The 24,286-nt window shown below is 68.9% G+C and carries 21 protein-coding genes and 1 pseudogene; 15 read left to right on the top strand and 7 right to left on the bottom strand.

Annotated elements, in window-relative coordinates:
• Positions 1–1,085: 1,085 nt before the first annotated feature.
• Complete coding sequence (locus tag JFB92_RS13265; RefSeq protein ID WP_199039304.1) at positions 1,086–1,304, bottom strand: DUF2631 domain-containing protein; 219 nt, start codon at positions 1,302–1,304, stop codon at positions 1,086–1,088.
• Positions 1,305–1,436: 132 nt separating this feature from the next.
• Between JFB92_RS13265 and JFB92_RS13260 the strand changes: the two genes are divergently transcribed.
• On the top strand, positions 1,437–2,987 hold the full coding sequence (locus tag JFB92_RS13260; RefSeq protein WP_372451642.1) for a Rieske 2Fe-2S domain-containing protein: 1,551 nt from the start codon (positions 1,437–1,439) through the stop codon (positions 2,985–2,987).
• A gap of 18 nt (positions 2,988–3,005) precedes the next feature.
• Here JFB92_RS13260 and JFB92_RS13255 read toward each other — a convergent pair whose 3' ends face one another.
• Complete coding sequence (locus tag JFB92_RS13255; RefSeq protein ID WP_199039290.1) at positions 3,006–3,770, bottom strand: TetR/AcrR family transcriptional regulator; 765 nt, start codon at positions 3,768–3,770, stop codon at positions 3,006–3,008.
• Positions 3,771–3,924: 154 nt separating this feature from the next.
• Here JFB92_RS13255 and JFB92_RS13250 point away from each other — a divergent pair, with 154 nt between their 5' ends.
• The 10 genes and pseudogenes from JFB92_RS13250 to map all read left to right on the top strand — a co-directional run.
• The gene (locus tag JFB92_RS13250) at positions 3,925–6,081 is read left to right on the top strand and encodes an MMPL family transporter (RefSeq protein WP_199039287.1); all 2,157 of its coding nucleotides are present in this window, start codon (positions 3,925–3,927) and stop codon (positions 6,079–6,081) included.
• Between the two features lie 213 nt (positions 6,082–6,294).
• Positions 6,295–7,293 (top strand): carbohydrate ABC transporter permease, encoded by a 999-nt coding sequence (locus JFB92_RS13245; RefSeq protein ID WP_199039284.1) that lies wholly within the window; start codon positions 6,295–6,297, stop codon positions 7,291–7,293.
• A complete protein-coding gene (locus tag JFB92_RS26615) occupies positions 7,283–8,188 on the top strand; it encodes a carbohydrate ABC transporter permease (RefSeq protein ID WP_199039281.1) in 906 nt (301 codons plus the stop codon). The genes JFB92_RS13245 and JFB92_RS26615 overlap by 11 nt, the downstream gene beginning before the upstream one ends.
• Before the next feature lie 36 nt (positions 8,189–8,224).
• Positions 8,225–9,529 carry an ABC transporter substrate-binding protein gene (locus JFB92_RS13235; RefSeq protein WP_199039278.1) on the top strand — a complete coding sequence of 435 codons (1,305 nt, stop codon included), beginning with the start codon at positions 8,225–8,227 and terminating at the stop codon, positions 9,527–9,529.
• 93 nt (positions 9,530–9,622) lie between these two features.
• The gene (gene purU, locus JFB92_RS13230; protein WP_199039275.1) at positions 9,623–10,468 is read left to right on the top strand and encodes a formyltetrahydrofolate deformylase; all 846 of its coding nucleotides are present in this window, start codon (positions 9,623–9,625) and stop codon (positions 10,466–10,468) included.
• Positions 10,469–10,514: 46 nt separating this feature from the next.
• Complete coding sequence (gene dxr, locus JFB92_RS13225) at positions 10,515–11,699, top strand: 1-deoxy-D-xylulose-5-phosphate reductoisomerase (RefSeq protein WP_372451641.1); 1,185 nt, start codon at positions 10,515–10,517, stop codon at positions 11,697–11,699.
• Between the two features lie 16 nt (positions 11,700–11,715).
• Entirely contained in the window at positions 11,716–12,972 is a 1,257-nt protein-coding gene (locus JFB92_RS13220) for a M50 family metallopeptidase (RefSeq protein WP_372451640.1), read from the top strand.
• A 30-nt stretch (positions 12,973–13,002) separates the two neighbouring features.
• Positions 13,003–14,181: a flavodoxin-dependent (E)-4-hydroxy-3-methylbut-2-enyl-diphosphate synthase gene (gene ispG, locus JFB92_RS13215; protein ID WP_199039267.1), complete on the top strand. Its 1,179-nt coding sequence runs from the start codon at positions 13,003–13,005 to the stop codon at positions 14,179–14,181.
• Between the two features lie 248 nt (positions 14,182–14,429).
• The gene (locus JFB92_RS13210; protein WP_199039257.1) at positions 14,430–14,954 is read left to right on the top strand and encodes a hypothetical protein; all 525 of its coding nucleotides are present in this window, start codon (positions 14,430–14,432) and stop codon (positions 14,952–14,954) included.
• A gap of 403 nt (positions 14,955–15,357) precedes the next feature.
• Positions 15,358–16,212 (top strand): annotated as a pseudogene (gene map, locus JFB92_RS13205) (type I methionyl aminopeptidase); the annotation flags it as partial.
• A 142-nt stretch (positions 16,213–16,354) separates the two neighbouring features.
• On the opposite strand, the gene JFB92_RS13200 reads toward map, so the two are convergent.
• The 5 genes from JFB92_RS13200 to JFB92_RS13180 all read right to left on the bottom strand — a co-directional run bounded on the left by JFB92_RS13200 (position 16,355) and on the right by JFB92_RS13180 (position 21,393).
• Positions 16,355–19,162, bottom strand: coding sequence for an ABC transporter permease (locus JFB92_RS13200; RefSeq protein WP_199039251.1), 2,808 nt, complete (start codon positions 19,160–19,162; stop codon positions 16,355–16,357).
• Positions 19,162–19,881, bottom strand: coding sequence for an ABC transporter ATP-binding protein (locus tag JFB92_RS13195; protein ID WP_199039249.1), 720 nt, complete (start codon positions 19,879–19,881; stop codon positions 19,162–19,164). Before JFB92_RS13195 ends, JFB92_RS13200 begins: the two co-directional genes overlap by 1 nt.
• Before the next feature lie 6 nt (positions 19,882–19,887).
• Positions 19,888–20,472 (bottom strand): PadR family transcriptional regulator, encoded by a 585-nt coding sequence (locus JFB92_RS13190; RefSeq protein WP_199039247.1) that lies wholly within the window; start codon positions 20,470–20,472, stop codon positions 19,888–19,890.
• A 112-nt stretch (positions 20,473–20,584) separates the two neighbouring features.
• Positions 20,585–21,001, bottom strand: a complete 417-nt coding sequence (locus tag JFB92_RS13185) for a ferritin-like domain-containing protein (protein WP_199039245.1) — start codon at positions 20,999–21,001, stop codon at positions 20,585–20,587.
• Positions 20,998–21,393 (bottom strand): hypothetical protein, encoded by a 396-nt coding sequence (locus tag JFB92_RS13180; RefSeq protein ID WP_199039243.1) that lies wholly within the window; start codon positions 21,391–21,393, stop codon positions 20,998–21,000. The genes JFB92_RS13185 and JFB92_RS13180 overlap by 4 nt, the downstream gene beginning before the upstream one ends.
• An 83-nt stretch (positions 21,394–21,476) precedes the next feature.
• Between JFB92_RS13180 and rimP the strand changes: the two genes are divergently transcribed.
• The 4 genes from rimP to JFB92_RS26175 form a co-directional block, all read left to right on the top strand.
• The gene (gene rimP, locus JFB92_RS13175) at positions 21,477–21,938 is read left to right on the top strand and encodes a ribosome maturation factor RimP (protein ID WP_199039241.1); all 462 of its coding nucleotides are present in this window, start codon (positions 21,477–21,479) and stop codon (positions 21,936–21,938) included.
• A gap of 71 nt (positions 21,939–22,009) precedes the next feature.
• Positions 22,010–23,032, top strand: a complete 1,023-nt coding sequence (gene nusA, locus JFB92_RS13170; protein WP_199039238.1) for a transcription termination factor NusA — start codon at positions 22,010–22,012, stop codon at positions 23,030–23,032.
• Positions 22,980–23,393, top strand: a complete 414-nt coding sequence (locus JFB92_RS26955) for a YlxR family protein (RefSeq protein WP_199039235.1) — start codon at positions 22,980–22,982, stop codon at positions 23,391–23,393. Before nusA ends, JFB92_RS26955 begins: the two co-directional genes overlap by 53 nt.
• Before the next feature lie 79 nt (positions 23,394–23,472).
• Positions 23,473–24,286, top strand: an 814-nt coding sequence (locus tag JFB92_RS26175) for a translation initiation factor IF-2 N-terminal domain-containing protein (protein ID WP_307789147.1), incomplete at its 3' end; no start/stop codon positions are given.

Genomic DNA, 24,286 nt, shown 5'->3' with positions numbered 1-24,286 from the left:
GCGCCTACCCGCCTCCCGCCGACCAGCGCGAGCGCGGCTTCGGCCCGCCCAGCGCTCCCGAACCCGCCCCGGGCTTCGGCGCGGCCTACGACGACAATCTGTCCGACACCGGCCGCCGCGCCGCTGTCCCGCCGCCCGGTCAGTCCCCGCAGCCGCAGGGACCCGTCGGGCGCCCGCCGGAGCCGACCGGTCCGATCCCGCAGCCGCCGCCGCGGCCCTCGCCGCCCGTGCAGCAGCCCGGCATGCCCGCCGGGCCGCCGCCGACCCAGGCGATCCCGCAGGCCATGCCAGGGGAGCCGGGCCCGCAGCAGGACCAGCAGTACGGTTCGCCTCGCGGCCGCGGCTACGCCCCCGAGACCCCCAGCCGCGAGGACACGGGGTTCGGCCGCCGCGCCGCCGCCCCGAGCCCGCCCCCGCCACCGCCCGCCGGAGGTTTCGTTCCGCCGCCGAGCGACAACGGCGGTTTCGGACCGCCGGCCGGAGGCGGCTTCGGCCCGCCCGCGAACGAGAGCGGCGGCTTCGGGTCGCCACCCAGTGACAACGGAGGCGGCTACGGCTCCGCGGGACCGGACACCGGCGGCATTCCCGTCGGCGGCGACGGCGGCGGTTTCGCGCCCCCTGCTCCCGGTCCTCAGCGCGGAGCGGCCTCTCCGCCGGACTTCGGCCGCCGCAACCCGTACGAGGGCCGCGGCTTCGAGGCACCGGGCCGCCACGGCCGCGAAGAGATGACCACCGAGATGCGGGCGTCGGACTCGCCGTTCACGCCCGACGACGTCCAGCGCCTGGAGCAGATGCGCCGCGCCTTCCAGCCGCGGCGCTTCGGCTCGGGCTACGACCCGGCCCAGGTGGACCAGATGTTCGACGCCGTGTCGGCGGCGATGACCGGCCGCACGCCGATGCCGCTGTCCGACCGCGAGCTCGACACCAGCCAGTTCTCACTGGTGCAGGGCGGCTATTTCGAGGCCGAGGTCGACTCGGCGCTCCGCGAGGTCAGGGAGATGTTCGCCCGGCGGGGCATGATGAACTGAGCGGACGAAAGCGAACGGGGCTGCCTTCGGCAGCCCCGCTTTTCGTTTCTGGCCCGGTCACCGCAGGCCGGACTTGCGCAGCCAGGCGTCGGCGGCGACGTAGAGGACCAGTCCTCCGGCGGAGATGAGCAGGAAGGCGTCCTCGACGCCGCCGACGTGGTTGCCGAACAGGAAGGACAGGATGATCGCGGCGCCGATCAGCAGGGCGGCGTACATGGCCTTGCGGTTGACAGGCTTGCGCTGATCGGGCGAGACAATCTGCTCTTCGGCTGCCATGGGGACTCCTTCGAAGTTTCGGTACCGGCCACAGTCTGCCACGCCACAACGCCCTTCAGCCCCTGACCGCCTCCGATGTGAGTTGTAAAGTTGAGGTTCCGTCGACCTCATCGGGAAGGGCAAGCGTTGCGCATCACAGGTACTGGGCACGCCAGCATGTTCATCGAGACTGCCGCCGGCACCATCCTCTGCGATCCCTGGGTCAATCCCGCCTACTTCGCCTCGTGGTTCCCCTTCCCCGACAACTCGCAGCTCGACTGGGACACCCTGGGCCGGGCCGACTACCTCTACGTCTCGCACTTGCACCGCGACCACTTCGACGAGGAGAACCTGCGCGAGCGCATCAGCAAGGACACGACCGTCCTGCTGCCCGAGTACCCCACCTCCGAGCTGGAGGCCGAGCTGCGCGCCCTGGGCTTCCACAAGTTCATCAAGACCGTCTCCGAGGAGGTCGTGGAGCTGCCCGGCGGCGTCAAGGTCATGATCCAGGCCCTGACCAGCCCCACCGACGGACCCATCGGCGACTCCTCGCTGTGGGTCGAGGACGCCGACGGCACCCGGCTGCTCAACCAGAACGACGCCCGCCCCACCGACATGAGCGTGTTCCTCCAGCACGGCAAGATCCACGCCCACCTGCTCCAGTTCTCCGGCGCGATCTGGTTCCCGATGGTCTACGAGCTGCCCGACAACGCCAAGCGGGCCTTCGGCAAGCAGAAGCGCGAGCGCGGCTTCGACCGGTCGCTGCGGTACATCGACGACGTCGCCGGCGACTGGGTCTTCCCGATCGCCGGGCCGCCCTGCTTCCTCGACGACGAGCTCTACCAGTTCAACGACGTCTTCGGCGACGAGGGCAACATCTTCCCCGACCAGCTCGCCTACGCTGACTGGCTCGAGCAGCAGGGACGCGACAACAACATCATCCTGCTGCCCGGCTCGGTCGCCGAGATCTCCGCGGACGGCAGCGCCAAGGTCACCCACCCCGTGGACGACCTGCGCGAGTGGTTCGCGAACAAGAAGAAGCACCTGGACGCCTTCAAGGAGCGCCAGGCGCCCCGGATCGCCGCCGCGAAGGCGTCCTGGTCGCACCCGGAGATCGACGTCCTGGCCACGCTCCAGGAGCGCATCGAGCCGCTCATGGCGCAGGCCGAGCACATCGCCACCGGTGTGGGCGGACCGGTCCGGTTCGACCTGACCGCTCCGGACTCCGACGAGGTCGTGGAGTCGATCATCTTCGACTTCCTGGAGCGCAAGGTCTACCCCGACCGGGGCGACAAGGTCCGCTACCGCTTCCGCACCGAGCGGCGCCTGATCGAGCACCTGCTGCACATCCGCGAGGTCGACTGGGTCAACTCGCTGTTCCTGTCCTGCCGCTTCACGGCCGCGCGCATCGGCCAGTACAACGAGTACGTCTACGCGTTCTTCAAGTGCCTGTCCGAGGAGCGCCTCCAGTACGCCGAGGGCTGGTACGCCGAGCAGCGCCCCGACGACGAGGACATCACGATGCAGGGCTGGACGATGCAGCGCCGCTGCCCGCACCTCAAGGCCGACCTGTCGGTGTTCGGCAAGATCGACGACGGGGTCCTGACCTGCCAGATGCACGGGTGGAAGTGGAATCTGAAGTCCGGCAAATGCATGACCTCGGTCGGGCACGACATTCGAAGCGCTCGCGCCGAGGATGAGTGAGCGCGACCCGGCCGGAACCTAGTCCAGGCCGAATTCCTTGAGCATGGACATGATCTGCGCCTTGTAGAACTCATCGACGTTCTCGGTGACCGGGAGGTTCCCGAACGCTTCCATCACGACCAGGCCGAAGACGCGGACCCAGCCGGAGATGAACGCGTACGTCCAGGTGAGCGGCACCGTGTCGCCGATGATGAGCGTTGCGCACTGCTCGACCAGTTCCCGTTCGAGTCCCGGTGACAGCTCGGGCATGTCGACCTGCCCGAAGTCGAAGCCCTCGCCGTCCGACTGGCGGTAGAACTCGGCGAGCTCGAGCCCGCACATCCTGGAGTGCTCGATGGACTTCTGCGTGATCGGGTCGAGGTCGTCGGGGGATTCGATCGGATTCGGCGGGCACGCGGAGAGCGATCCCTGGTCCTCGGGGAAGCTGAGCATCAGCTCGAATTCGCGCTTGTGCGACACCGACCAGGAGCGGAAGGTCCAGACCCAGGACTTCATGCGTTCGAGGTGCCGCTCGGGCGGTGAGGCGTCCATGGCCGCCCGTGTCTCGTCGATAAGCTCGTCGTAGAAGTCGCAGCACAGCGCCGTCAGCAGCGCGTCGAGGCTGTCGAAGTAGCGGTAGAGCGCGGCCGGGGAGACGCCGACGTCTCGGGCGACCGCTCGCAGCGAGATGCCGCTGGGCCCGTGATCCAGCAACTGGCGGCGCGCGCTGGCCTTGATCTCGGTGATGGTCTCGGCGCGCATCCGTTCGCGGCGGCTCGGCTTCCCGGCGGTGTCGGAGCTCACTGTTCTCCTCTGCTGAATCCAAGTTAACGGTGTTGATTTCACTATTGCCGTTCATTAGGGTTAACGGCGTTAGCAAAATTTCTACCGCTCACCATCCTACCGCCGGGCCGGCCGTCCGCAACAGTGGCAACGGCCTCCCGAATAGGAGATGCACATGTATTCCCTGCTAGGTCGCGCCGTCATCAAGGCGCGATGGTTCGTCGTCGCCGGTGTCGTGGCGGTCTTCGCGATCGGCTCCACCTGGGGCATCGGCGTGTTCGACTCGTTCACCAACGGCGGCTTCGTCTCCGATGAGGCCGAGTCGATGACCGACGCCGACGCCATCGAGGAGCGCTTCGGTTCGACCAGCGCTGACATCGTGGTCCTATTCGAGTCCGAGGGCCTGAACGTCGAGGACCCGGCGTTCGCCCAGGCCGTCACCGACTCGCTGGACGACATCGCCGACGTCGGCGTGGTCGAGAGCGTCACCTCCTACTACGACGCCGAGCTGCCCGACCTGGTCTCGAAGGACGGCCGCGCCACCATCGCCGTGCTGGACGTGACCGGATCCACCATGGACGACCTCATCGACAGCTACGAGGTCTTCCTCGAGCACTACGAGCAGATCGAAGTCCCGGGCGAGGTCTCGGCGTCGCTCGGCGGGAACGCGGCGATCAACTACGAGATCAACGAGCAGGTCCAGGAGGACCTCGAACTGGCCGAGATGATCTCGCTGCCGCTGCTGCTGGTCATCATGATTATCGTCTTCGGCGCCTTGGTCGCGGCCTCGCTGCCGCTGCTCATCGGCGGCATGTCGATCCTGGGCGGCTTCGCGATCACCCGCGTGATTACCGAGTTCACCGAGGTTTCGATCTTCGCGGCCAACGTCATCACCATCATCGGCTTGGGCATGTCGATCGACTACTCGCTGTTCGTGCTCCGCCGATTCCGCGAGGAGATCGCGGCCGGGCGGGACAAGCGCCTGGCCGTGCTGAACACCGTCGCCACCGCCGGTCGGACCGTCATGGTCTCAGGGCTCATCATCGTCCTGTCCATGGCCGGCCTGCTGTTCGTGGACGTGCCGTTCCTGCACGGCATCGCCTACGGCGTCATGTCCGCGGTCGGCGTGGCCATGCTCTCGGCCCTGGTGGTCCTGCCCGCGATCCTCTACCTGCTCGGCCACCGCGTCGACAAGGGGCGCCTTCCCTGGCGCAGGGGCAAGGCGGCCAAGACCGAGACCGGCTTCTGGCACGGCCTCGGCGCGGGCGTCATGCGCCGCCCGGTGCTGGTGCTGCTCCCGGTCCTGGCCTTCACGGCCCTGCTGGCCTCCCCGGTCCTGGGAGCGGCCTTCGGCGGCACCGACGAGCGCGACATGCCTGAGGACGCCGAGGCGCGGGTGGTCACCGAGACGCTCGCCTCCGACTTCCCCGGCGGCGAGGACGCGACGCTCGACGTCATGGTCTCCGGCGGGGGAGCGGCCGCGCTCAGCGAATCTATGCAAGCGCTCGAAAGACTCGACGGCGTCACCGCCGTCACCCCGGCAGGAGAGGACGGCGACGCGACCCTCCTGGCGGTCGCTTACGACGCCGACTCGTTCAGCAGTGAGGCCCGAGAGCTGGTCGAAGAGATCCGCAGCCTCGACACCGGCGCCGAGATCGCCGTCGCCGGCGGCCCGGCCGACCTGGTCGACATGTTCGAGGCGATCGTTGACGCCCTGCCGGCGATGGTCGGCTACATCGTGGCGGTCACGATGATCGTCCTGTTCCTGGCCTTCGGCTCGATCATCCTGCCGGTCAAGGCCGTCCTGATGAACCTGGTGTCGCTCGCGGCGGCCATGGGCGTGGTGGTCTGGATCTTCCAGGAGGGCCACCTGTCGGGCCTGCTGGGCTTCACCCCCACGGGGTATTTGAGTCCGTCCAACCTGGTCCTGATGGCCGTGCTGCTGTTCGCGCTCTCGACCGACTACGAGGTCTTCCTGCTCTCCCGCGTCAGGGAGGAATGGGACGGCGGGGCCGACAACCGCACCGCCGTGCTGCGGGGCATGCAGCAGACCGGCTCGATCATCACCGCCGCCGCGGCGATCCTCATCGTGGTCGTGGGCGCCTTCGCGACCGCCGGCATCACCTTCATGCAGATGATCGGCGTCGGCATGGCCGTGGCGATCTTCCTGGACGCCACCGTCGTCCGCATGCTGCTGGTGCCGGCCACCATGCGCCTGCTCGGGCGCGCCAACTGGTGGGTGCCGGGCCCGTTGGGCCGCCTGTACTCGAAGTACGGCATCAAGGAGAACGAGGCCGAGCCCGCCGAGGAGAAGGTCCCGGCACGAGTTTGACCTGGTCGGAACACCTGGCCCGCCCCGTCGTCGGGGCGGGCCTTTCTTGTTTCTGATATGACGGTAGTCGATCAGTGAGTCAGAATGATGTTAATGAGTTCAGGGGTGCCAAAGATATTCAGGAATTTAAGTCGCGCCATTGACATCTGGGCAAGCGGTTGCATAGCCTTGGTTGATCTGGAGCGAACCCCCTCCGAAAGGCCTCAATACTCAATGACCGACAACGAAGTCGCTGTTGCGCCGACCGATCAGCGCGGCTCCGGCGCGCAGACGCGGACGGAGGCGAACCAAGCCTCCCCGCCCCCCGCGACCATGCGGAAGGGCTTCGGCAGATCCGCCCGAAGCCGCGAACGCTGGGCGGCCCTGAGCTTCCTGGCGCCGTTCCTCCTCGGACTGGTGGCGATCACCATCGGGCCGATGGCCGCCTCGCTGTACCTGTCGTTCACCGACTACAGCCTCATCGGCGACGCCAACTGGATCGGCCTGGAGAACTACCAGCGGATGTTCGACGACCCCCGGCTGGCGGCCTCCATCGGCGTCACCTTCCGGTACGTCTTCGTCTCAGTGCCCCTGCAGCTGGCCATGGCGCTCGCCCTGGCGATGGTCCTCGACCGAGGCGTCCGCGGTCTGCCCATCTACCGATCGATCTTCTACCTGCCGTCCCTGCTGGGCGGCTCGGTCGCGATCGCCATCATGTGGCGGCAGGTCTTCGGCACCGACGGCCTGGTCAACCAGCTGCTGGCCATGGTCGGGATCCAGGGCCAGGGATGGGTCTCCCACCCCGACTACGCCCTGGACACCCTGATCATCCTGAACGTGTGGACCTTCGGCTCGCCGATGGTCATCTTCCTGGCCGGCCTGCGGCAGATCCCGGCCATGTACTACGAAGCGGCCCGCGTCGACGGAGCCGGACCGGTGCGCAGGTTCCTGAACATCACCGTCCCGCTGCTGACGCCCATCATCTTCTTCAACCTGGTCCTCCAGATCATCAACGCCTTCCAGGCGTTCACCCAGGCGTTCATCGTCTCCGGAGGCAAGGGCGGGCCATCGGACTCGACGCTGTTCTTCACGCTCTACCTCTACGACCGCGGCTTCACGGCCTTCGACATGGGCTACGCCTCGGCCCTGGCCTGGCTGTTGCTGATGATCATCGGGCTGTTCACCGCCCTCAACTTCCTGATGTCGAAATTCTGGGTGTTCTATGGTGACTGACACGACCACTCCCGCACGGGCCGAGCACGAGCCGCACCCGGTGCCCCGCAAACGCCGGCGCGGCGAGCTGGGAAGCCTGAAGCGCCTGCTGATCCACCTGGGCCTCATCGTCTTCGCGATGGTCATGATCTACCCGCTGCTGTGGATGCTCTCGGCCTCGCTCAAGCCCATCGACCAGATCTTCTCGGACCCGAGCCTTATCCCCCGGAGTCTCGAGTGGAGCAACTACACCGAGGGCTGGAACGCCCTGCCCCACCCGTTCCACCAGTACATCTTCAACTCGATGATCATCGTGGCCGGGGCGATCGTCGGCAACCTGGTGTCCTGCTCGATGGCCGCCTACGCCTTCGCCAGGCTGAAGTTCCCCCTGCGCGGGATGCTGTTCTCGGTCATGCTCGCCAGCATCATGCTGCCGATCCACGTCGTGATCATCCCGCAGTACATCCTGTTCAACAACCTCGGCTGGATCAACACCTTCTGGCCCCTCATCGTCCCCAAGCTCCTGGCGACCGACGCCTTCTTCATCTTCCTGATGGTCCAGTTCATCCGCGGCCTGCCGCGCGAACTCGACGAGGCCGCCTCGATCGACGGGTGCAGCTACTGGGGCACCTACCTGCGGGTGATCATGCCGCTGTGCACACCCGCGCTGGCCACGACCGCGATCTTCACGTTCATCTGGACGTGGAACGATTTCTACTCCCAGCTGATCTACATCCGAGACATCGACCTGCAAACCGTGCCACTGGCATTGCGCCTGTTCCTCGACGCCCAAGGCCAGTCGAACTGGGGCGCCATGTTCGCAATGTCAATCGTGGCGCTGGGCCCGATCTTCGGGTTCTTCCTCGCCGGTCAGCGCTACCTCGTCAGAGGCATCGCCACCACCGGCATCAAGTAGTAAATCCGGCAATCCCTCCCGAAAGGACGGATACAAATGCAGTCATACAACCCCTCGGGCCTGAGCCGGCGAACGCTCGCCAAGGCCGGTCTGCTCGGAGCCGCCGGCGTCGCCGGCGCCCCGCTGCTGGCCGCCTGCGGCAACGACGATGACTCGGGCGATTCCGGGGAGATGACCTTCATGTGGTGGGGCGGCGACGAGCGCCACACCTACACCCGCGAAATCATCGAGGCCTTCCAGTCCGCCAACGACGGCATCACGGTCTCGGAGTCCATCGCGGACTGGTCCGGCTACTGGGACGCCCTCAACGTCTCGGTGTCGGGCGGCAACGCACCCGACGTGATGCAGCACGAGGAGCGCTACCTGCGCGAGTACGCCGACCGCAGCACGCTCCTGGCCCTCGACGACGTCGGCATCGACTTCGCGAACCTGGACGAGGCGGTCCTGGGAGGCGGACAGCTCGACGGCACGACCTACGGCATCGGCACCGGCGTGAACTCGCTGTGCCTGCTGGTCAACCCGGCCATCGTCGAAGAGGCGGGCATGGACATGCCCGACGACACCACGTGGACCTGGGACGACTTCGCGGCGTTCATCACCGACATCGCCGCGGCCACCGGCAAGGTGGGGAACTCGGCCATCTCGTTCAACAACGAGGCCCTGTTCAACGTCTTCGCCCGCCAGCGGGGAGAGAGCCTCTACACCCCCGAGGGCCAGCTCGGCTTCAGCGCCGAGACCATGACCGCCTGGTGGACCATGGTCACCGACCTGCTCGAGGCCCAGGCGATCCCGACGGCCACCGAGATCGTCGAGGCCTACGCGGCCGGACAGGACGCGGCCCCGCTGGCGACCGGCAACGGCGCCACCGAGTTCTACTGGACCAACCAGATCGGAGGGCTCGAGGCGACGCTCGGCTCGGAGCTGCAGATCCTGCGCGTCCCCGGCGAGACCGAGGGCTCCCAGCCCGGCCTGTACCTCAAGCCGGCCATGTTCTGGGCCGCCTCGGCCGAGGCCGACCCGGAGAACGCCGGGCTGCTCATCGACTTCCTGCTCAACAGCGACGAGTCCATCGACCTGATGCTGACCGACCGCGGCCTGCCGGCCAACCTGGAGCAGCGTGAGCGAATCCTGCCGGACCTGCCCGAGTCCGACCAGAAGGGCGCGCAGTTCATCGCCGACCTGACCCCGGACCTGGTCGAGGGCCCGCCCGTGCCTCCGATCGGCGCCGGCCAGATCGCCGACGTCGCGCTGCGGGTCTACGAGCCGCTCCTGTTCGGGGACGCCAGCCCCGAGGAGACGACCGAGGCCTTCATGACCGAGGCCGAGTCGGCCATCGGCTAGCGAACGCCGTCTGCGGGGGCGGGGCCGGCCGGCCCCGCCCCCGCCGCGCTCCTCGGCTCGCCACGGCCCGCACCACCTCGTATGATTGGCGGAATGACCAGCCAGTTCGTGCTCACGCTCTCGTGCCCCGACCGCCTCGGCATCGTCTACGCCGTCTCGGGGTTCCTCACCCGCCGCGACGCCAACATCGAGGACTCCCAGCAGTTCTCCGAGCACGGATCGGGCCGGTTCTTCATGCGCGTGGAGTTCAGGGCCGAGGCCACCCGGAACGAGCTGGCGGTCGGGTTCGACGAGATCGCCCGCGGATTCGACATGGACTGGCAGCTCCACGACCGCGCCGTCAAGCCCCGGGTGCTCATCATGGCCTCCAAACAGGGCCACTGCCTCAACGACCTGCTCTACCGCTTCCGCATCGGCGCCCTCCACGGCGAGGCCGCCGCGGTCGCCTCCAACCACCCCGACTGGTCCGACCTCGCCGCGTCCTCAGGCGTGCCCTTCCACCACCTGCCGGTCGGCCCCGACGGCAGGTCCGCCCAGGAGCAGCGCGTCCTCGACCTGATCGAGACCGAGCGCATCGACGTGGTGGTCCTGGCCCGCTACATGCAGATCCTCTCGCCCGAGTTCTGCGACAAACTGCCGGGCCGCATCCTCAACATCCACCACTCCTTCCTGCCCAGCTTCAAGGGCGCCAAGCCCTACCACCAGGCCCATGAGCGCGGCGTCAAGCTCATCGGCGCCACCTGCCACTACGTGACCTCCGACCTGGACGAGGGCCCCATCATCGACCAGGAGGTCGCCCGCGTCGACCACTCGATGAGCCCGGCCGACCTGGTCGCCGCCGGCCGCGACCTCGAGTCCACGTGCCTGGCCCGCGGCCTGGCCGCCCACCTGGACCAGCGCATCCTGCTCAACGGTTCCAAGACGGTGGTGTTCCGCTGAGGCCGGCGGGGCCCATAATGTCGGAGTGACGAAACTCCGCGAGATCGTGCTGCTGGGCTCGACCGGCTCGATCGGCACCCAGGTCATCGACATAGTCCGCGCCAACCCCGACCGCTTCCGCGTGGTCGCGGTCGGCGCCGGCGGCACCCGGCCCGCGCTCCTGGCCGAGCAGGCGATCGAACTGGAGGCCGAGGCGGTCGCCGTGGCCGACGCCACCGCCGTCGAAGACGTGCAGCTGCGCCTGTTCGCCGCGGCCACCAAGCGGGGCTGGACCTCCGGCGACGCCCGCATCCCCAAGATCCTGGCCGGACGGGGCGCCATGACCGAGCTCGCCGCCTGGCCGGCCGACACGGTCCTCAACGCCATGGACGGCTCGATCGGCCTGGAGCCGACCCTCGCCGCCCTCAAGGCAGGGCGGACCCTCGCGCTGGCCAACAAGGAGTCCCTGGTCGCGGGCGGCCCCCTGGTCCGCGAGATCGCCGGGCCCGGCCAGATCGTCCCGGTCGACTCCGAGCACTCCGCGCTGGCCCAGTGCCTGCGCTCGGGCACCGCCGAGCGGGTCGCGAAGCTCGTGCTGACCGCCTCCGGCGGTCCCTTCCGCGGCCGGACCCGCGACCAGCTCGCCGACGTCACCCTCGAGGACGCCCTGGCCCACCCCACCTGGGACATGGGACCGGTGGTCACCATCAACTCCGCGACCATGGTCAACAAGTCCCTGGAGGTCATCGAGGCCCACGAGCTGTTCGACGTCGACTACGACCGCATCGAGGTCGCCGTCCACCCCCAGTCGATGATCCACTCCATGGTCGAGTTCACCGACGGCTCCACCATCGCCCAGGCGTCCCCGCCCGACATGCGCCTGCCGATCGCCCACGCGCTGGCCTGGCCCGACCGCGTCCCCGCGGCCGCCAGGCCGGTCGACTGGACCCGGACCCACGACTGGCACTTCGAGCCGCTCGACCGCGAGGCGTTCCCGGCGGTCGAACTCGCCAAGGAGGCCGGCCGCGCCGGCGGTGTCAACCCCGCGATCTACAACGCCGCCAACGAAGAGGCGGTCACGGCCTTCCGCGCTGGCACCCTGCCGTTCCTCGGTATCGTCGACACCGTCTCGGCCGTCCTGGAGGCCGCCCCCGAGTTCGGGCGACCCGGAAGCGTCGCAGACGTACTGGAGGCCGAGAACTGGGCGAGGGCTCGCGCCCGCCAGCTAGTGTTGGACGCGACTAAGCGATAGAAGGAGTCACGCCTTGCTGGCATACACCACCGGGATCATCCTGTTCGCGCTCGCGATCCTGATCTCCGTGAGCCTGCACGAATTCGGGCATATGCTCACCGCCAAGGCCTTCAAGATGAAGGTGACCAGGTATTTCGTGGGCTTCGGGCCGACCCTGTGGTCGTTCCGCAAGGGCGAGACCGAATACGGCCTCAAAGGCATTCCGCTCGGCGGCTTCGTCAAGATCGTCGGCATGACCCCCCTGGAGGAGGAAGAGGAGGAACTCGACGAGCGCGACAAAAAGCGCGTCTTCTGGCGCAAGCCCCTGTGGCAGCGCACGGTCGTGCTGGCGGCCGGCTCGGTCACCCACTTCATCCTCGGCTTCGCCGTGCTGTGGGTCCTGGTCTCCTTCGTGGGCGTCACCAACCCGGCCTGGGCCGAGTCGTACGAGCACTCGCAGAACACCGCCGCGGTCGACGTCTCCGAGTGCGTTCCGCCCGAGGACGCCGACGCCGACTTCACCTGCTCGGCGAGCGATGAGCCCGCCCCGGCCATCGCCGCCGGCATGCGCGACGGCGACCAGATCACCGGCGTGGCCGGCCAGGAGGTCACCGACTGGGACTCCCTGATCGCCGTGGTCTCCGACCTGGAGCCGGGCGAAGCGGTCGACGTCACCGTCGACCGCGACGGCGAGAGCGTGGACCTCCAGATCACCCCCTACGCCGCCGAGGTGGAGCTGGCCGACGGCACCACCGAGACCGTCGCCCGCATCGGCGTCACCCCCTACCTGGACCCGAGCATCGACCCGGTCCTGGTGGCCGGGCCGATCGGGGGCATCGACGAGACCGCCTCCTACACCGGTGACATGTTCCGTGAGACCTTCATCGCCCTCGGCCAGCTGCCGTCGAAGATCCCGCCGCTGTGGGACTCGATCTTCGGCGCCGAGCGCGCCGAGGACACCCCCGTGAGCGTCGTGGGCGCCTCCCGGCTGGGCGGCGAGATGGTCCAGTACGACCAGTGGGCGATGTTCTTCATGCTCCTGGTGGTCCTGAACTACTTCATCGGCGTGTTCAACCTGCTGCCGCTGCTGCCGATGGACGGCGGGCACATCGCCATCGCCTGGTTCGAGCGGGTGCGCTCGTGGCTGGCGGCCCGGCGTGGCAAGCCCGACCCGGGCCGAGTGGACTACTTGAAGCTGATGCCGCTGACTTACGCTGTGATCATCGTGCTGGGCGGCTTCATGCTGCTGACGATCACCGCGGACATCGTCAATCCCATCACAATCTTCAACTAGTCCGCGCCGTCTGGGGGGAGACTGGCACCTATGACCGCTGTGAACCTCGGTATTCCCACGAAACGCCCCGAAGAAGCCGAACCGCTCGCCGAACGCCGCAAGACGCGGCAGCTGAACGTCGGCGGGGTGCTCGTGGGCGGCGGCGCGCCCGTGAGCGTGCAGTCGATGACCACCACCCGCACCTCCGACATCGGACCGACCCTCCAGCAGATCGCCGAGCTGACCGCCTCGGGCTGCCAGATCGTGCGCGTGGCCTGTCCGACCCAGGACGACGCCGACGCGCTGCCGGTCATCGCCAAGAAGTCGCAGATCCCGGTCATCGCCGACATCCACTTCAACCCGAAGTACGTCTTCGCGGCCATCGACGCCGGGTGCGCGGCGGTCCGGGTCAACCCCGGCAACATCAAGAAGTTCGACGACAAGGTCGGTGAGATCGCCAGGGCCGCGAAGGCCGCCGGCACCCCGATCCGCATCGGCGTCAACGCCGGGAGCCTGGACAAGCGGTTGTTGGCCAAGTACGGCAAGGCCACGCCCGAGGCCCTGGTCGAATCCGCGCTGTGGGAGGCCTCGCTGTTCGAGGAGCACGGCTTCCGCGACATCAAGATCTCGGTCAAGCACCACGACCCGGTGGTGATGATCAAGGCGTACCGGCAGCTGTCCGAGCAGTGCGACTACCCGCTGCACTTGGGCGTGACCGAAGCCGGCCCAACTTTCCAGGGCACGATCAAGTCCGCGGCGGCCTTCGGGGCGCTCCTGGCCGAGGGGATCGGCGACACCATCCGCGTCTCGCTGTCGGCCCCGCCGGTCGAGGAGGTCAAGGTCGGCAACCAGATCCTGGAGTCCCTGGGGCTCAAGGAGCGCGGGCTGGAGATCGTCTCCTGCCCCTCGTGCGGGCGGGCCCAGGTCGACGTCTACAAGCTGGCGGAGGAGGTCACCGCCGGGCTCGAGGGCCTGCCGGTGCCGCTGCGGGTGGCGGTCATGGGCTGCGTGGTCAACGGGCCCGGCGAGGCCCGCGAGGCCGACCTGGGGGTGGCCAGCGGCAACGGCAAGGGCCAGATCTTCGTCAAGGGCGAGGTCATCCGGACCGTGCCGGAGTCGCAGATCGTCGAGACCCTGATCGAGGAGGCCGTGCGCCTGGCCGAGGAGATGGGCGCCGATCTGCCCGAGGAGCTCAAGGAGCTGGCCGGGCCGGTCGTCGAGGTCCGCTGATCGGCCGCTCGGACTGTCGGATGTGCGACTTACGCCGCTACCGGTTGTCATTACGCTGAAACTGCGGCCGCAGGTCCCGCGGTTTCAGCGCCACTGAGAATCCGACATTAGACTCATTATGTGCTTAATTGCACAAAAGTGACTCGTTGGATTCGGCGTGCCCGCGGCCCGCGGCGGCCGATAATGAATTCCGCGCCGCCAGGGCGTAGACCTTTGTCGCCGCCACCCGCGAAAGGGGAGCCACCGCCATGGGGAAGATCGTCCGCCAGGTGTCCGAAGGGGTCACCAAGTACTACTGGTACCCCGGTGAGAAGACCGACTACATCCGGGGCATCCTGACGCTCGCCGGAGGCGGACTGCTGTTCGCCCTGGTCTACGTCGTCACCAAGAACAGCCTGATCGCCGCCGTCGTCTCCGGCACCGCGGTGCAGGCCGTCGTCGGCGCCTACCTCGGCCGCCGCGACGCCGCCGGGATCAACGAGTTCCACGACCCGACCGCCGAGCGCCGCGCCGCCATCGGCGACGGCACCCGCGCCGCCTGGCGCGGGACGCTCCAGGGCCTGCTGTGCGCCGGATCGGCCATGCTGGTGCTCAACGTGCCGCACAGCGGGTTCATTGCCGACTGGATCCTGCCGTTCGTGCCCAGCGTGGTCGGAGCGCTGGCCCACTCCGGCGGGATGCTCTGGGAACGCATGTCCCAGGAGGTGGGCGGCGGGGAATCGGCGCCCGAGCCCGAAGAGGAGCCCGAGACCAAGGAACTCGAGGCCGCCTGAGCGCGCCCGGACCCGCCCGAGGTGTGAGCCGGCGCGGGACGACTGCCGCAGTCGCCTGGGTTGGACAGGCGGGGCGCTGCGACCGCGGGAGGTGTCGTACTCCGCGGCCCGTGCGATGTCACCGGCCGCGGAACTGCCACGGGAGCTGCGCCCCGCACCGGCTCGGTCCTGAGGCTTCGCGGTGTCCGGACCGGTTCTCGGCTCGCGGGTCCCCTCGCCGAAGCCGGCGAGGCGTAACCCGGCGGAGCCGCGAGGGCGGACACCGGTGTCCCTCAGCATGCTGCGAATTCCCGCCGAACGCAAGGGATTTTCCTGTCCAGATGCGAGAATTCCGGCCGTGACCGACCAGTCGTGTCACCGACGTCTCAAAGCCCCCCGCACCCCCGAACGATAGGGTGGAGCGATGAGTGTTCGTCCCGTTCTGCGACCCGGCAAGCAGAGCCCCCGCCGCCCCGTCCCCGACTCGATCGAACGGCCCGAGTACGTCGGCAGACCGGGCCCGAGCCCGTTCCGCGGCTCGGAGGTCAAGGACGCCGAGACGATCGAGAAGATGCGCGCGGCCGCCCGCCTGGCCGCCGACTCGCTGGTCGAGGTCGGCAAGGCCGTCGCCCCCGGCGTGACCACCGACGAACTCGACCGGATCGTCCACGAGTACCTGTGCGACCACGGCGCCTACCCCTCGACCCTGGGCTACAAGGACTTCCCGAAGTCCTGCTGCACCTCGCTGAACGAGGTCATCTGCCACGGCATCCCCGACTCGACGGTGGTCGCCGACGGCGACATCGTCAACATCGACATCACCGCGTTCATCGGCGGCGTCCACGGTGACTGCAACGCCACCTTCTTGGCCGGCGACGTCTCGCAGGAGGCGCGCGACCTGGTCGAGCGCACCTGGAAGGCCACGATGCGCGGCATCAAGGCCGTCAAACCGGGTCGGCGGCTGAACGTGGTCGGCAAGGTCATCGAGGCCTACGCCTCCCGCTTCGACTACGGGGTGGTCCGCCAGTTCACCGGCCACGGCATCGGCACCAGCTTCCACTCCGGGCTCTACGTGCCCCACTACGACGACCCCCGGCTCGAGACGGTGATCGAGACCGGCATGACCTTCACCATCGAACCGATGATCAACCTGGGCACCGCCGAGCCGGAGATGTGGGACGACGGGTGGACCGCCGTCACCCGCGACCGGAAGTGGTCGGCCCAGTTCGAGCACACCCTCCTGGTCACCGAGGACGGCGCCGAGATCCTGACCATGCCCTCGGGCGGCGTCCCGGCAGGCACCCCGGCCTTATCGGGCTCCGGGCGGCGTTGGCGGGCCGTTCCTAGACTGCGGGAAGCGGCGCCGGTCGGAAGAGATGTGACAGTCTCCGAGGGGTTGAGCCGGCGCCGCCTCCGTGCGCTCAGGTCGCGCGTCGCTCCGAGGGCAGCCTGGAGCGTGTGAACAGCGCGGCTCCCGCCATCGCGATCGCCGGTACCGCGACGAGCACGATCAGCAGGTTCGTCCACGGCACCGTGAACCCGTAGAGCTCCACCAGCGGATACTGCCACTTCAGGTTCTGGTTCAGGGCCGCCGCGATTCCCGCATAGCTGGCCAGTCCGACCGCCGTGCCGAGTGAGGCGCCCAGCAGCGAGATCACCGCCGACTGCCACATCGACAGCCGCCGCCGCAGCCCCGGCGTCGCCCCGACCGCCCCGAGGGTGGTCAGGTCCTTGCGGGTCTCGGTGACCACCAGCCCGGTCGCGACCGCGGTCGCGCCGAGCGCCACGATCCCGGTGATCCCGGCCGCTATGAGCGCGACGTAGTTTCCGAACCTGTTGTCGCCGAACGACTGCCAAGTGTAGGCGTAGAGCCCGTCCTCGGTTCCGGAGAGACCGGCCTCCAGCAGCGCCTCGTCGAGGGCCTGGATGTCCTGGGCCGTGATCGGGGTCTGGGCCGAGACCAGGTACTGCTGCGAGGCCGGAGTCTCCACTGCGCCCATGGCGGCCATCGACTCGGGAGCCATGACCAGGTCCGGAGTCGTCATCCGGGGGGCGTCGGGGACCATCGCCGGGAACGTGAACTCCTCGCGGGACGTCGAATCCGTTCCGTCCTGATCGACGATTCCCTCCATCAGCCGAGAGATCCTGACCGTGCCCTCGTCGGTCACCGCGAGCGGGTCGCCGGTGAGGACGCCGCCGTCCGCGAGGAACGCCATGGCCTCATCGAGATCGTCGCCCCCCAGACCGGTGTACGAGGAGACCACGAACGGATCGTCGGTGACGAGCGCGCCGTTGTTCCAGGAGTTCCAGTAGTCGTTGCTGTAGTTGCAGCGATCGTCCTCGACGGCGGCGCGCTGATCGGCCTCGCTCAAGTCGGTCTCCACGTCCCCGGTCGGGTCGTAGGGGCAGACGTTCGCCTCGGGCCGTACGACTCTGATCTCGCAGAAGAAGCCGGCGCCGCAGTCGCTGGCGGTCGTGTACGGGTGCGTTTCGGGATCGTCGAGCACCCGATCCAGCACGGAGAAGACCGCCTCGGTGCCCGAGGCGAATTCCTCGGGGCTCGGCCCCTCGTCGCCCTCCTCGGCGGACCAGTAACTGATTTGGACCTCGGCCATGCCCTCGGGGGTGGAGTACATGGTCGTCTCGTCCCACCGGTTTCCGTCGACGACCGCGAACATGGTGATGGCCAGGCCGCCGGCCACCACCGCCATGATCGCCGCGACGGCCGGGGCGGCAGCGCTGCGGTTGCGTCCGGCCTCGCGCAGCGCCATGCGCGGCGCCAGCCCGAGCCTCTTGCCGAGCCTCGATATGGCCGCGACCAGGCCGGGAGTGCAGCACACCAGGCCGATCTGGAGTGCCGCCAACCCGACGACCATGCCGATGGTCGTGTTGGTGACCACTCCGGCGAGCCCGGCCAGCGCCCCCGCCGCGATGAGTCCGAGCCCGATGAACGTCCACCGTTTCTTCGCCCGCGGCTGGGCCCGGCGACCCGCCAGCGCGGCGCAGACGTTGATCTTCGACGCCGCGATGGCGGCGGCCAGCGCCGACATCACGCCCGTGACGATCGCGAACAGGGCTATCAGGAGCTGCAGTTCGGGCCAGATCTCGAAGCCCATGGACCGGTATCCGTTCATGCGCTCCAGGAGCGGCAGCGCGAGCCACGTCCCCAGGAGACCGAGCGAGATGCCGATGACGGCTGCGATGATCCCGAACAGCAGTCCCCCGGCCAGGACGGTGGAGCGGATCTGGGCGGGATTCGCTCCGGCGGCGCTCATCAGCGCGAACTCGCGGGTCCGCTGCTTGACGCTGATTGCGAACGCCGGTCCGGCCAGCAGCACCACTTCGAGCACCACGAGCGTCACCAGCAGCCCGACGACGGCGACGGCGTTGGCGTCCGTCCCAGTACCGCCGCTCTCACCCGAATCCCGGGCCTCGGTGGGGGGATCGGCCGCCATGGCCCGCGACCACACGGCGAAGCCCAGCTCGTTGAGCGCCAGAGCCTGTTCGCCGGTGAGCTCGCCGGGCACCTCGACCAGCCAGCTCCCGGGGCCGGGCTCATCGAAATCCGGGCCGATGACGAACCACGCTCTGAGCTGGCTCGGGCGTTCGACGATCGCGGTGATCTCGTATTCGACGTCCTCCTCGTCCTCGACCACCTCGAGGTCGTCGCCGACCTCGACTCCCAGATACCTGGCGACCTCGGTGGAGACGGCCACCTGGCCGCTCCCCGGGGCCTCGCCCTCGATGGTGACCAGGTTGCCGGTCTCGTACAGAGGGTCGGAGAGGTCGAGATCCAAGAAGCTGGATCCGGCGACGCCGTCGGGAGTCCTGACCTGCCGCGACGGGCCGTCCATATACGATGAGAAGGGCACGACGCGGCTGCCCTCGGGGAGCACGGCCAGGACGTCGTCGGCCTCGGGCGCCGGACGCTCCTCGTATTCCTCGTCGTCCTCCTCGTCAGGGTTCCATTCGAAGTCCGGATACTCGCCCGTCCATGAGGTCTGGGTGACCGGACCGGCGTCGTAGGACTCGACGTAGGCGTCGGCGTCGCCCGCTATCTGCTCCAGCTGCTGGTCAGGGGAGAGAGTGGAGGTGTCGATGGCGGTGACGGCCGCCGCCGCTCCCAGCAGCGGCAGGCCCAGCAGTGTGATCGACAGGATCGACCGACCCCGGTGCCGCAGCGCTTCGCGCCGCGCGATCCTGAAGGTCAGTCCGAGGCCGCGCGGCATCAGGAGGCCTCCTTGAGCAGAGAGTCGGCATCGGCGAGCGGCTCGGAGGCGTCCACGACTCGGCCGTCGCGCAGGAACACCACCCGGTCGGCCCAGCCCGCGTGGCGGGCGTCGTGGGTGACCAGCAGGCCCGCGGCGCCGTCGTCGCAGCGCCCTCGCAGCAGCTTGAGCACCTCCTCGCCGGTGACCGAGTCGAGCGCGCCGGTTGGCTCGTCGGCCAGCACCAGGCGCCGGTCGCCGATCAGCGCGCGGGCGATGGCGGTGCGCTGGGCCTGGCCGCCGGAGATCTCGTCGGGGAACCGGTCGGCGACCGAGAGCTCGAGTCCGACCTCCTCGAGCGCGGCCAAGGCGGCCTTGCGGGCCTTGCCGACGCCCCAGCCGTCCAGTTCGAGCGGCAGGGCGGCGTTCTCGGCCGCGGTCAGGCTCGGCACCAGGTTGTAGTCCTGGAACACGTAGCCGATGCTGCGGCGGCGCAGCGCGGCGAGCTTCTTCTTCGAGAGGGTCGACAGGCCGGTGCCTTCGACGACCACTTCGCCGGAGGTGGGGGAGTCGAGCCCGCCGGCGAGGTTGAGGAGGGTGGACTTGCCGGAGCCGGAGGGGCCCATGATGGCCACCAGCTCCCCGGCTTCGATGGTGAGGTCGGCGTCGATGAGGGCGTGCACGGCGGTCTCGCCGGTGCCGTGGACACGGCTCACTCCCCGGAGGTGCAGGACGGTCATGGGTGCTTACCGCTTCTCTCTTAGGGATTCGGATTCGGATTCGGGGGAGGAGGCTGCGAGCTCATCGAAAGGGGGAGGGGTCTGCGGCCCCGAGCGGGCTACCACCGCCTCGGTGTGGTCGAGCCAGCGGATCTCGGCCTCGGCGCGGAAGATCATCGACTCCAGCACCAGCTTCCAGGCCAGGTCCCCGTCGCCGGCCTTCAGGCGGGTGTACTCCTGAAGCGTACGCAGGGTCGAGGCCCGCTGGCGCTGGATGACCTGGGCGACGTCGACGCCGGGGGTGGTGACGGCCAGCGCGAGTTTGATCGTCAGCTCGTCGCGTGGCCGGTCGGCGGCGCGCACCGGGGCGGCGAACCATCCTGCCAGGTGGCGCTTTCCCGAGTCGGTGATCTGATACGGCCGCTGGCCGGACTCGTTCTCCGGGAGCGCCTCGACCATCTCGTCGCGCTCGAGTCGGGAGAGGGTCGTGTAGACCTGCCCGATGTTGAGCGGCCAGGTGTGCCCGGTGGCGTTCTCGAACGCGGCCCGCAGCTGGTAGCCGTAGGCGGGCCCGCGTTCGAGAAGCGCCAGCAGACTGTGTTTGACACTCATGTGCAACCTCGCAAAGCCAATTGGAGATACCGAGTATGCCATATCGAGTATGGTTCGCCATACGCGGTGCCTACTCGGTATTATTCCAGGTCGTCAGTGAGGCTGCCCGGGGTCAGTCCTCCGGTCGACCGGGCCACGGGTCGGCGACCGGCCGGCCGGCCGCAAGTCGCAGCCGCGCCAGCGCCTCGGCCGAGGCGGTGTACATGTCCAGGCAGATCTGGCGCTCGGCCGGCTCGGTCGAGGCCACTCCGGCTCGCCATGCGGTCGTCAGGCGCTCCTCGACCTCCAGCAGCAGCGTCTGCGCCGCCTCGGCGTCGGCGACGCGCTCGATGTCGTACCCGGGCTCGGCCGCCCCGGCCTCCCAGCCGTGGGTGTCGTAGTAGTCCAGCAGCGTGTCGCGCCGCTCCCGGTGCTCGGATTCGAGGGCCTCGGCCGTCTCGCGCGCCTGCCCGTCGAGGTGGACTGTGACCGTCCCGTAGGCGTAGATGGCCGCGTACTCGCCGGCCAGTCCGGTGTCGACGGCGCTCATGCGAGCACCGCCGCGTGGGCCGCGCGGCTCGCCGCGATCTCGCCGAGCACGACCGCGTAGTCGCCCTCGGTCGTCAGGCACGCCTGGTGGGCCTCGTCCCCGGCCTCGGACTCGGCCTCGGCCAGGGCGGCGTCGTCGCCGATGTCCAGTCCCGCGCCTCCTTCGACCACATTGGGCTTGAGCAGCCGCTCCAAGGTGGCCGCGTGGGTCCGGTGGTCCTCGGCGATGTCGCTGTAGCCGAGCGTCTCGGCGGCTTCGGAGAGGTCCCTGGCCGCCCGCAGCGCGGCGGTCAGGTCGGTGTCTGCGGTGGTGATCGTGGCCGGTGGCCGGGTGCAGCCGGCCGCGGAGAGGGCGGCGGCGCCGATGAGGAGTCCGCGTCGGGTCGTGAACACACACCCAGTTTCCCAGGCTCTCTTTCGTTCATGTCGACGGGCGGATAATCTCGGCGAAACAGGGGCGGAGAATGGAGCGCGGAATGACATCGAAGCAGCGGGCCGAAGTAGAGGCCGCGGTGAAGCCCGCGGTGGAGCGGGCGGGGTTCGATCTGGAGGGTCTGACGGTCACGAAGGTCGGCCGGAGACTGTTGGTGCGCATACTGGTCGACTCCGACAACGGAGTGAATCTCGACGACATCGCGGTGGTCTCCAAGGCCGCCTCGGCGGCCCTGGACGAGGCCGACGGCACAGGTGGCCTGTTCGCGGAGGCGGCCTATACCCTGGAAGTGTCCTCTCCGGGCATCGACCGTCCGCTTACCGAGCCCCGGCACTGGCGGCGTAACATTGGGCGCTTGGTGGCCGTGCACATCGGGGAGGAGCCCGTGACCGGGCGAGTCGTGGCCGCCGACGAGCGGGGGATTGAACTAGAAGTCGACGGCTCACGCCGTTCGGCTGCCTATGCCGAGCTGGGGTCCGGCAAGGTTCAGATCGAGCTGAAATAGGCATCGGTCGATGCCGCGGCTCGCGGCCTTGCGACTCCGGCGAGGACAACTCAAGACTTTAAGGAGAACGGGTGCATATCGACCTGGCAGCGCTGCGGTCATTGGAACGCGAGCGCGACATCCCTTTCGAGACAATCCTCGGCGCAATCGAATCCGCGCTGCTGACGGCCTATAAGCACACGCCGGGCGCGGACGAGCGGGCGCGAGTGGCCGTGGACCGGGCCTCGGGCGTGGCCACTGTCTTGGTGCCGGAGTTGAACGACGAGGGCGAGGTCGTCTCGGAGCGCGACGACACCCCCGAGGGTTTCGGCCGCATCGCGGCCCAGACCGCCAAGCAGGTGATCCTCCAGCGTCTGCGCGAGGCCGCCGACGAGGTGAACTACGGGGAGTACTCCGGCAAGGAGGGCGACATCGTCACCGGTGTCGTGCAGGCCCACGGCGAGCGCAACGAGCGGGGCATCGTCACCGTCGACCTCGGCAAGATCGAGGCCACGCTGCCGCTCAACGAGCAGGTCCCCGGCGAGGCGTACGACCACGGCAAGCGGATCCGCGCCATCGTCATCCAGGTGAACCGCACCGCCCGCGGCCCCCAGGTGACCCTCTCCCGCACCCACCCGGCTCTGGTCAAGAAGCTGTTCGCCTTCGAGGTCCCCGAGATCGAAGAGGGCTCGGTGGAGATCCCCGCCATTGCTCGTGAGGCCGGTCACCGTTCGAAGATCGCGGTGCGCGCCACAACCAAGGACGTCAACGCCAAGGGCGCCTGCATCGGTCCGATGGGCTCGCGGGTGCGGGCGGTCATGAGCGAGCTCGGCGGCGAGAAGATCGACATCGTGGACTGGGACGTCGATCCGGCCAGATTCGTCGCCAATGCGCTCTCACCAGCGAAGACGCTGTCCGTACGGGTGGTCGACGAGACCACCCGGTCGACCGAGGTCGTCGTGCCCGACTACCAGCTGTCGCTCGCGATCGGCCGCGAGGGCCAGAACGCCCGGCTGGCCGCCCGCCTGACCGGCTGGCGCATCGACATCAAATCGGACGCGCATGTTGCGGGTGGGGCGAAGGAGGGCACGGGCCCGGCCGGTGGCGGTCGCTAGTCCGGGAGGTAGACTCAATATCGGATCGCAACGTAACGCAGCGGTAGTCCGCATGTGTGTGGGCTGCCGAAGGCGTGACGCGGCTTTCGAGCTGCTGCGCGTCGTCGTTCATCGCTCCGAGGGGTCACCGGCCCGATTGGTGCCCGACCCCCGTCGCCGCCTCAGCGGCCGCGGAGCCCATGTGCACCACGATTTGAACTGCCTCGACCAGGCAGTTCGTAGGCGTGCGTTCGCCCGGGCCCTCAGAACGGAGGAACCGGTAGACGTCGCGGCGGTGCGAGTCCTAGTCGAGTCGGAGTCGGCCGAGAGGCCGGCTCCCGCACACGAAGCAGGTAGAGACCGAATGAAGACCACGCGATGAAGTTCGTCCGATGAACTGGTTGCAAGTCTGTAGATGAGGTCGGCGGGGTTGCCCGCACGACCTCGAAGTGAGGAGTGCAGTGGCAGCAAAGCCCCGCGTACATGAGCTCGCAAAAGAGTTGGGCACCACGAGCAAGGAAGTGCTCGCCAAGCTCAGCGACATGGGCGAGTTCGTGAAGTCAGCGTCCAGCACGGTCGAGGCGCCGGTGGCGCGTCGACTGCGGCAGCAGTACGCCGACTCGCAGAAGGGTGCTCAGGCGGCGCCGACGGCCGAGAAGGCCGAACCGGCGAAGGAGACGGCGAAAGCGGCCTCCACGCCGCGTCCGGCGGCGCCCAGCCCCGCCAAGATCGCCAAGGCCAAGACCGACGTCAAGGCCGCGAAGAAGGCGCCCGCGAAGAAGCGCGCGGCGACCCAGAAGGCGACGGCCCCCAAGCCGGGACCGAAGCCGGGCCCGAAGGCCCCGGCCGCCCCGAAGGTCGCCAGTGCCCGCGACATCGAGGTGGCCGCCGAGCAGAAGCGCGCCGAAGAACTGCTCAAGCGCCAGGAGGAGCAGGCCGAAGCGGCCAAGCGCGCCGCTCAGAAGCCGGCCCCCAAGCCAGGACCCAAGCCGGCCGCGCCCAAGCCGGGCCCGAAGGCCGCGCCCAAGAACCCGTTCGGCGTCAGCGGCGGCAGCGGCACCAAGTCGCGCCCGTCCTCTGAAGGCGGCGGCGAGCGACCCGGCGGCCCGCGGCCCAGCCCGCGGATGATGCCGCCTCGCCCGAACCCCGGCATGATGCCTTCCCGCCCGGCGGGCGGCGGAGGCCGTGACGGCGGTGGCGGAGGCCGCGGTGGACGCGGAGGCGGCCGCGGGGGCGGACGCCCCGGCGGTGGCGGCGGAGGCGGCCGCAGCGGAG

This window comes from Glycomyces salinus (assembly GCF_016428645.1).
Taxonomy (GTDB): domain Bacteria; phylum Actinomycetota; class Actinomycetes; order Mycobacteriales; family Micromonosporaceae; genus Glycomyces; species Glycomyces salinus.
The sequence above is the reverse complement of the archived record's forward strand: the minus strand, read 5'-3'. Positions and strand labels throughout refer to the sequence as shown.

Coding starts and splice junctions, on each gene's coding strand:
- JFB92_RS13265 (WP_199039304.1), bottom strand. CDS start 1,304: ATGGCAGCCGAAGAGCAGATTGTCTCGCCCGATCAGCGCAAGCCTGTC.
- JFB92_RS13250 (WP_199039287.1), top strand. CDS start 3,925: ATGTATTCCCTGCTAGGTCGCGCCGTCATCAAGGCGCGATGGTTCGTC.
- JFB92_RS13245 (WP_199039284.1), top strand. CDS start 6,295: ATGACCGACAACGAAGTCGCTGTTGCGCCGACCGATCAGCGCGGCTCC.
- JFB92_RS26615 (WP_199039281.1), top strand. CDS start 7,283: ATGGTGACTGACACGACCACTCCCGCACGGGCCGAGCACGAGCCGCAC.
- JFB92_RS13235 (WP_199039278.1), top strand. CDS start 8,225: ATGCAGTCATACAACCCCTCGGGCCTGAGCCGGCGAACGCTCGCCAAG.
- purU (WP_199039275.1), top strand. CDS start 9,623: ATGACCAGCCAGTTCGTGCTCACGCTCTCGTGCCCCGACCGCCTCGGC.
- ispG (WP_199039267.1), top strand. CDS start 13,003: ATGACCGCTGTGAACCTCGGTATTCCCACGAAACGCCCCGAAGAAGCC.
- JFB92_RS13210 (WP_199039257.1), top strand. CDS start 14,430: ATGGGGAAGATCGTCCGCCAGGTGTCCGAAGGGGTCACCAAGTACTAC.
- JFB92_RS13200 (WP_199039251.1), bottom strand. CDS start 19,162: ATGCCGCGCGGCCTCGGACTGACCTTCAGGATCGCGCGGCGCGAAGCG.
- JFB92_RS13195 (WP_199039249.1), bottom strand. CDS start 19,881: ATGACCGTCCTGCACCTCCGGGGAGTGAGCCGTGTCCACGGCACCGGC.
- JFB92_RS13190 (WP_199039247.1), bottom strand. CDS start 20,472: ATGAGTGTCAAACACAGTCTGCTGGCGCTTCTCGAACGCGGGCCCGCC.
- JFB92_RS13185 (WP_199039245.1), bottom strand. CDS start 21,001: ATGAGCGCCGTCGACACCGGACTGGCCGGCGAGTACGCGGCCATCTAC.
- rimP (WP_199039241.1), top strand. CDS start 21,477: ATGACATCGAAGCAGCGGGCCGAAGTAGAGGCCGCGGTGAAGCCCGCG.
- JFB92_RS26955 (WP_199039235.1), top strand. CDS start 22,980: ATGTTGCGGGTGGGGCGAAGGAGGGCACGGGCCCGGCCGGTGGCGGTC.